Below are 7,714 nucleotides of genomic sequence, written 5' to 3' on the forward strand. Positions count from 1 at the left end.
ATGTAAAGATTTAATGGTTTTGTAAGAGCACTATCATATCCTATAACTAAATCCTTAGTTTCAAAGATCATTTTTCCTGATGCTCTTGCTGGTTTAAAATTAAAAGTTGGCTTTGGCTTCTCTTTCACAAGTTCTATTTTTTCCATTTTATCTAGTTTCTTTTGTCTAGATTTAGCCATGTTGGCAGTAGCCACATTTGCCTTATTTCTTGCAACAAAATCCTCAAGCCTTGCGATTTCTGCTTGTTGCCTTTCATAAGCTTGCTCTAATTGCTTTTTCTTTGCTTCATAAACTCTTTGGAATTCATCGTAATCACCAACATATCTTGATAATTCTTTATTTTCCACATGATAAATAAGGTTAATTACTGAGTTTAAAAATGGTATATCGTGAGATATCAGTATAAATGCATTTTCATAATTTTGTAGATATCTTTTTAACCATTCAATATGAGCCTCATCTAGATGGTTAGTAGGCTCATCAAGAAGTAATATATCTGGACATTCAAGTAATAACTTTGCAAGTAAAACCTTTGTCCTTTGACCACCACTTAAATCAGTCACATCTTTATCAAGTCCTATGTCTAAAAGTCCTAATCCCTTAGATACTTCTTCCACCTTACTATCTATAACATAAAATCCATTATGATCTAACATGTCTTGAATTACAGCTGTTCTCTCTAGCATTTTTTCAAGTTCTTCTGGAGACACGTCTCCCATTCTCCCATAAAGTTCGTTCATTTCTGCTTCTGCATCAAAGAGATATTTAAAAGCACCCCTTAGTACATCCCTTATGCTCATTCCCTTTTCCAAAACTGCATGTTGATCCATATATCCAACTCTAACATTGTTAGACCATATAACTTGGCCTTCATCAGGCATCAATTTTCCTGTAATTATATTCATAAAGGTAGATTTACCTTCTCCATTTGCTCCTATAAGACCTATATGCTCTCCTTTTAAAAGTCTAAAAGAAACATTTTCAAATATAGCTCTATCACCAAAACCATGACTAATATTTTTAACCGTAAGTATGCTCATCTTATCTCTCCTTAAAATTCAATATAGGCACAATTTATAGTTTAAAATATAAACCTATATGATGTCAAAAGAAAAAATAATCCTTTATGGTTAAAAATTGAATATGTATATACTTATTAAAATTTAGGCTATAGACCAGCATAACTACTTTTTCAACGCCAAATTCACAATTTTGGATATTTCTTAGTTAAATATTAGCAGAATTAGTTGTAAATCAAGGGACAGTTCATTTCAAAATGAAAATTATTAAAAAGAATGAGCATTCCTTATTTTTGGTTATCTCCATTAATATTAGTTTAAATTTTTGAATATTACTCCAAACTACATTGCACCTCAGGGGAACCCTAAAGGGCTTCACTACTGTTCCCCAGAGGTGGAAAGACTTAATTGTGCATTATGAATTAAATATGGAGGTTATATAAAAATTTTCATTGTGATATACTACTAACATCTTATTTTTTAGGAGGACAAAAGATGAGCTGTAAATTTTATTTGGATAAAGGTCGTGGTAAAAGAGCCTTAAGTGGTCATCCATGGATCTTTGCTACAGAGATAAATGGTTATGATGAAGAATATACCAATGGTGATATTGTTGAAGTCTATACTTCTGACAATACTTTTATAGGAAAAGGATACATAAATGATGCTTCTCAAATAACTATAAGGATAATGACTAGGGATATAAACGAGGAAATAGATAAAGATTTCTTTAGAAGAAAATTAAAAGATGCCTGGGAATATAGAAAAAAGGTTGTAGATACATCTTCTTGTAGATTTATTTTTGGAGAAGCTGACTTTATTCCTGGAATGGTCATAGATAAATTTGAAGATATCTATGTAATTCAATCCTTAGCACTAGGAATTGATAAATATAAACAAACTATTGTAGATATATTAGTTGAAGAATATAATGCAAGAGGAGTTTATGAGAGAAGCGATGCTGCTGTTAGATTAAAGGAAGGTATGGAGCAAACTAAAGGATTTTTAAGTGGAACTTTTGATACCATGATAACCATTGAAGAAAACGGCGTTAAATATTATGTGGACATAGAAAATGGTCAAAAGACAGGATTCTTTTTAGACCAAAAAGAAAATAGAAAAGCAATACATAAAATTTGTAAAGACTCAGAAGTTATAGACGTATTTACTCATACAGGTTCTTTTGCCCTAAATGCCGGAATTGCTGGTGCTAAGAGTGTTTTAGGTATAGATATATCTCAGCACGCAGTAGATTTTTGCAGAAAAAATTCAGAGCTTAACAATTTGCAAGATATAGTTAAGTTTGAATGTCATGATGCCTTCGATATATTAAAAGAATTTAACTATCAAGGAAAAGAATTTGATGTTGTAATATTAGATCCTCCTGCTTTTACAAAAGCAAGAGAAACTATAAAAAATGCAAAAAAAGGTTATAAAAAAATAAATTATAGAGGAATAAAATTAGTAAAAAAGGGTGGATATCTTGTAACAGCTTCTTGCTCACACTTTATGAGTCCCGAATTATTTAAAGAAGCTATATATGAAGCTGCAAAAGATGCTGGTAGAATGCTTAGACAAGTAGAATTTAAAACTCAAGCACCGGATCATCCAATACTATGGACAGATAATGAAGAATCTTATTATTTAAAATTTTTTATATTTCAAGTTATATAGGAAAACCGTGACTAAATGTCACGGTTTTTAATATTATTTTCTATCGTCTATTTTAGCTGATGTATGGTCTTTAAGGTTATAATAATTTGGTATTTCATTAGAAAATTCTGAAGAAAATTCATCCTGTCTATTATATCTACTATCATTTTGCAATTCTATATGTGCTTGTTCTCTTCCTAAATTAAAGGCTCTTTCTAAATCTTCTTGAGTAAAAATTTTTTTCATATTTAACACCTCTTAGTTTTTGAATATTGATTAAAAATAGCTTTCCTAAAAATTATCTTTAATATACATCTTATTCTTTTCTAAAAATATTTACTCCTCAAAAATATTTGATTTAAATTTTATTAATATTATAAATTTCTTTAAAATATTGGAAATTTTGATTAAAACAATTTTTTGATTTTTTATAGAATATTTTCATCTAATTTATTTTTCAGCCATAAATATATTTAAGCTCTTTATTTATCCCGATTTTTTCTATACTTATTTTAAATGACAAACATTATCATTTAAAATAGGGAAAATGTTTTGTTGAAAATTGTCGAATTTTATTCTATATTATTTAATGGACTTTACAAGTAAATCTATGTTCTTAGATAAATTACTTGTATAGAATCTAAAAATTTATATAGATGGAGAATGTATTATGGATAGAATTATAGGAATTTTGGGTTTAGCTATTTTTATCTTAATAGCATATTTATTTTCTACTAATAGAAAAAAAGTTGATTGGAAGCTTGTTACTATTGGAGTAGCTCTTCAGATAATATTTGCGCTATTAGTACTTAAAGTACCTTTAGGACAAAAGTTTTTCCAATTTGCTAGTAATATAATTGATAAATTATTGCAATTTACTACTGAAGGTACAGCTTTTGTATTTGGAGATTTAGTGAACGTAAATAAAATAGGATTTATATTTGCATTGCAAGTACTGCCTACAATAATTTTCTTTTCAGCACTTATGAGTATACTTTATCATTTAGGTGTTATGCAGTTCTTTATTTCAATTATATCTAAGGGACTTGCAAAAGTTTTAGGAACTAGTGGAGCGGAAACATTATCTGCCGTAGCTAATATATTTGTAAGTCAAAATGAAGCGCCTCTTATTATAAAGCCTTATATGGAGAAAATGACTAAATCTGAGCTATATTCAGTTATGGTTGGCGGTATGGCTACCGTTGCTGGTAGTGTTATGGCTGGTTATGTAGCTATGGGTGTCAGTGCTGGTCATTTACTTGCAGCTAGTGTTATGTCTGCACCGGCAAGTTTAGTTATAGCAAAGATTATGATTCCTGAAACAGAAGAGCCATTAACTAAGAACTCAATTGAATTAAAGAACGAAAAAACTGCTACCAATATAATTGAGGCAGCAGCTAATGGTGCCATGGATGGTATTCAAATTGCTTTTAATGTAGGTGGATTATTAATAGCTTTTATCGCTTTAATAGCTTTATTAAACTTTCTTTTAGGATGGCTAGGTGGATTAGCTGGTGCTGATTTCTTAAGCTTAAATTGGATTTTTGGTAAACTCTTTTCACCTGTTGCATATATAATGGGCATTCCGACAAAAGACATAGCAGTAGCAGGAGATCTCCTTGGACAGAAAGTTGTATTAAATGAATTTGTTGCTTATGCTAATCTTTCACCGTTAATTGCTAGTGGTCAATTAACTGAAAAAACAATAGTAATACTAACTTATGCGCTTTGTGGATTTGCTAACTTTAGTTCTATAGCAGTTCAAATAGCTTCTATAGGTGGGGTTGCACCTGGGAAACGTAGGGATGTTGCAAAGCTAGGATTAAAAGCAGTTGTAGGAGGTTCTCTAGCAGCATTTATGACTGCTGCCATTGCAGGTGTATTGTTATAATCTTTATAAAAAATAAAAATCTATTAAGAATATAAGTAGCCTAAAATAGAGATATACTATATGTAATATTGCATATAGTATATCTCTATTTTATTGTCTAGTCTATTATAAAATATCTGAAACTTTTAATGTGAAAGTGGTTTTTAAACAGATTCTATTGACAAATAATCTATTTTTTATCTTATGTATTATTACAGATATATTCTAACTACCCTCATATAAACCTTTTATATACAATTTAAAACCTCCACATTTTGTGGAGGCTCTAGTTAATTTAAATATAACTTTTTATTTTCGTTTTTGCTTTATGAACAATAAATTACCATTATCAAGTGCCCAAACTTCATCGGCAAATAACGCAACTTTATTTGAATGAGTTACAATAATCACACACTTATTTTCCTCATTAGATAGCTTTCTTAAAATATCAAGTATATTATCTTCTGTTTCAGTATCTAAGTTACCTGTTGGTTCATCTGCTATTATTATATCTGGATTATGGGCAAGTGCTCTTGCAATAGCAACACGTTGTTGCTCACCACCTGATAGTGTTAGAACCTTTCTAAATGCTTTTTCATTATCTATTCCAACCTTATTTAACAGTTCAAGAACATATTTCCTTTTATTTTCAATATTAACATTACTAATATCCATGGATAATAATATATTTTCAATAGCTGTATAATTAGTTAATAAATTATATCCCTGAAATATAACACCTATACTTTGTGCTCTATAATTATCTTTATCAATTTTATTTATATTTTTTTCCTTGTAGAGTATTTCTCCATCTTTGCATGTATCCAAACCAGATATTAATGATAAAAAAGTAGTTTTACCGGCTCCTGATTTACCTACTATTGAGTAAATTTTTGACTTTTCAAAGCCTATATTTATATTATTTAAAACTTTTTTATTTGCGTTGTCATAGGAATACGAAAGTTTTTTTACATTTAATAGTGCCATAGTTCCTAACTCCTTTCAGTAAGTATTTTCCTTGGTTCATATTTTGTAATATACCTTACACCAACACTACTGCTTAATAAAGCCAGTAGAAGTGCAACTGATGTTACCTTTATTAAAGTTTCTCCATCTATACTTACATCAATTTCTGATATTGTATCCTCATCTGTTGCTGAGCCATTTCCTTGCATCATAAAATTTTGACCTGGATTACTATTACTTGCCTTTTGAGCCTCTACTTGCTTTTCAAGTAAATAGTTTGATACTGGTTGTGATGCTGCTGACCCAGCTCCGATTCCAATGCCTAAACATATTACTGTTATCATTAAAGATTCTGTTATTAACCCAAGTGCTACTTTGCCTTTCTTCATCCCCATTGCACGTAGCACACCAATTTCATACTTTCTTTCTCTTATTGATAATGTGTTTAATAACATTAATACTACTGACCCTAATCCTAATACAACTAATATAAATATTAGTGTTATAGATCCTAAACCTTCAACTGGTCCAACTATTTTATTGTAACTATCTTCATCTGTGGAAACACTATATACTTCAGGTAATCCCTTTTCTCTTACCTCTTTTTCAAAAGCATCTAGCATATCTGGTGATTTTAAGAAATATTTAGCATCCACCATAAGTTCATCCGGTTTTGACATACCCATTAAAGTATCAAAGCTACACAATATTTCATTTCTCTTATTCATATATGCAATCTTAGCAGGCATTGCACCATATTCGCTTGTAGAGTCAAAATAAATACCTGCTACCTTTAACTTATGTGTTACGCTATCCATAGTTTTTACTTCTATGGTGTCCCCAACTTTAATGTTATTTAATTCAGCTAAATCTTTACTTATAATACACTCATTCTTTTCTTTATACATGCTACCATCTATTACTTTTCTCTTACCCTCTTTAAACTCGGCTAAAGATTTAATATCTGAAACACCTAATATCTTTAATGTAGGCATATCTGGTGCATCTCCATTTGGTGCCGATGATACCACTGAACCAACTGAACCATTATCCTCATCATTTTCGTCAAGTCCCTTAATTGTAGCTGATGAACTAGGAAGCTCAGAAGTAAATATTGTTTCTTTTACATACTCTGAATCCGCAAAATCAAGATACGTGTCTTTATTTATAGATGGAGGCCTCTGCATTCCATTCTTATCTCTTTCCTTTAAAACTTTGTTTATATCTATGGATATACTTACTTCTGAACCAAATCTAGTCTTATAATCTTTTATAATTTGATTTATTGTTGTGTTAATACTAAATGCAACCACAGTTGAGGTTATCATTCCAAGTATTATCACTCCTATTAAAATATTTCTTCCATTATTACGCCATATATTTTTTACAGCATTTTTTATGACATACATTATTCATACCTCCATTCGCTTTATATATACATCTTATCAAAGGTTATGTTAATCTATTGTTAATACCTTAAATACCATATAAAATTTTGTTCTTCTATATTTTTTGTAAATCAACTATAAAGTTTTAATATATATTTTATACAAATTTTTTCACTAATATTATTTTTTCACTAATATTATTCTTTCACTCTATTAATACAATAGCAAAGATAAGACTCATTATATTACTCATTTGTTGCATATACCCTTGTAAATAAATAATTATATGTACAACAAAATCCATGACACATTGTCACGGATTTTATCACAGTACTTCCTTTTACTCTTAAAACTATTTCTAATTCTATTATTATCAAAAATTTTAATTATAATGCTTTATCTACTTTTATTTTCTAATTCTTTTACAAGCTCATCTAAATCGAAGTCATCTTCAGCACATACATTATTTAATGATTGTTGTTGCGCTATTACTCTGCTCGAAGTCTCAATATGGGCTTTACGAGGAATGCTATTAACAACATAGCCTAACCCTATAAGACATATACAATAAAATACATACGGAACAATAGAACTTACATAATACCCAATAACCTCTGTCAACTGCTCATTTATATTAATTGCACCAGTTTTAACCAAATTAGAAATATAACTATGTGATGCATAAATATTAAACACTATACAAATTAACATAATTGCTGCCATTGAGTATAGGCTAAGTGCCATTTTAGAATTCTTCTTGGGTTCTTTTGGCTTCATAATACCCTCCTTATAAATATATTCGATCTGTTAACTTATAT

7 protein-coding genes are annotated in these 7,714 nt (G+C 29.6%); 2 read left to right on the forward strand and 5 right to left on the reverse strand.

Annotated features, from left to right (window positions below; translation table 11 throughout):
• The coding region (locus B2W91_RS05840) for an ABC-F family ATP-binding cassette domain-containing protein (RefSeq protein WP_291579367.1) at positions 1–1,040 on the reverse strand (1,040 nt) is incomplete at its 3' end.
• Between the two features lie 474 nt (positions 1,041–1,514).
• Here B2W91_RS05840 and B2W91_RS05845 point away from each other — a divergent pair.
• Entirely contained in the window at positions 1,515–2,693 is a 1,179-nt protein-coding gene (locus tag B2W91_RS05845) for a class I SAM-dependent rRNA methyltransferase (protein WP_291579368.1), read from the forward strand.
• Between the two features lie 33 nt (positions 2,694–2,726).
• Here the strand turns inward: B2W91_RS05845 and B2W91_RS05850 are convergent, their stop codons facing one another.
• Complete coding sequence (locus B2W91_RS05850; protein WP_291579370.1) at positions 2,727–2,918, reverse strand: hypothetical protein; 192 nt, start codon at positions 2,916–2,918, stop codon at positions 2,727–2,729.
• Between the two features lie 424 nt (positions 2,919–3,342).
• On the opposite strand from B2W91_RS05850, the gene B2W91_RS05855 reads away from it, so the two are divergent.
• Complete coding sequence (locus tag B2W91_RS05855; RefSeq protein WP_291579371.1) at positions 3,343–4,563, forward strand: NupC/NupG family nucleoside CNT transporter; 1,221 nt, start codon at positions 3,343–3,345, stop codon at positions 4,561–4,563.
• A 288-nt stretch (positions 4,564–4,851) separates the two neighbouring features.
• Here B2W91_RS05855 and B2W91_RS05860 read toward each other — a convergent pair whose 3' ends face one another.
• The 3 genes from B2W91_RS05860 to B2W91_RS05870 form a co-directional block, all read right to left on the reverse strand.
• On the reverse strand, positions 4,852–5,529 hold the full coding sequence (locus B2W91_RS05860) for an ABC transporter ATP-binding protein (protein ID WP_291579372.1): 678 nt from the start codon (positions 5,527–5,529) through the stop codon (positions 4,852–4,854).
• 5 nt (positions 5,530–5,534) lie between these two features.
• Entirely contained in the window at positions 5,535–6,917 is a 1,383-nt protein-coding gene (locus B2W91_RS05865; protein WP_291579374.1) for an ABC transporter permease, read from the reverse strand.
• 375 nt (positions 6,918–7,292) lie between these two features.
• Positions 7,293–7,673: a hypothetical protein gene (locus tag B2W91_RS05870; protein ID WP_291579375.1), complete on the reverse strand. Its 381-nt coding sequence runs from the start codon at positions 7,671–7,673 to the stop codon at positions 7,293–7,295.
• Positions 7,674–7,714: the final 41 nt, after the last annotated feature.

Origin of the sequence: Clostridium sp. UBA6640 (assembly GCF_002455975.1) — a bacterium.
Classification (GTDB): Bacteria; Bacillota; Clostridia; order Clostridiales; family Clostridiaceae; genus Clostridium_J.

Coding starts and splice junctions, on each gene's coding strand:
- B2W91_RS05845 (WP_291579368.1), top strand. CDS start 1,515: ATGAGCTGTAAATTTTATTTGGATAAAGGTCGTGGTAAAAGAGCCTTA.
- B2W91_RS05850 (WP_291579370.1), bottom strand. CDS start 2,918: ATGAAAAAAATTTTTACTCAAGAAGATTTAGAAAGAGCCTTTAATTTA.
- B2W91_RS05855 (WP_291579371.1), top strand. CDS start 3,343: ATGGATAGAATTATAGGAATTTTGGGTTTAGCTATTTTTATCTTAATA.
- B2W91_RS05860 (WP_291579372.1), bottom strand. CDS start 5,529: ATGGCACTATTAAATGTAAAAAAACTTTCGTATTCCTATGACAACGCA.
- B2W91_RS05865 (WP_291579374.1), bottom strand. CDS start 6,917: ATGTATGTCATAAAAAATGCTGTAAAAAATATATGGCGTAATAATGGA.
- B2W91_RS05870 (WP_291579375.1), bottom strand. CDS start 7,673: ATGAAGCCAAAAGAACCCAAGAAGAATTCTAAAATGGCACTTAGCCTA.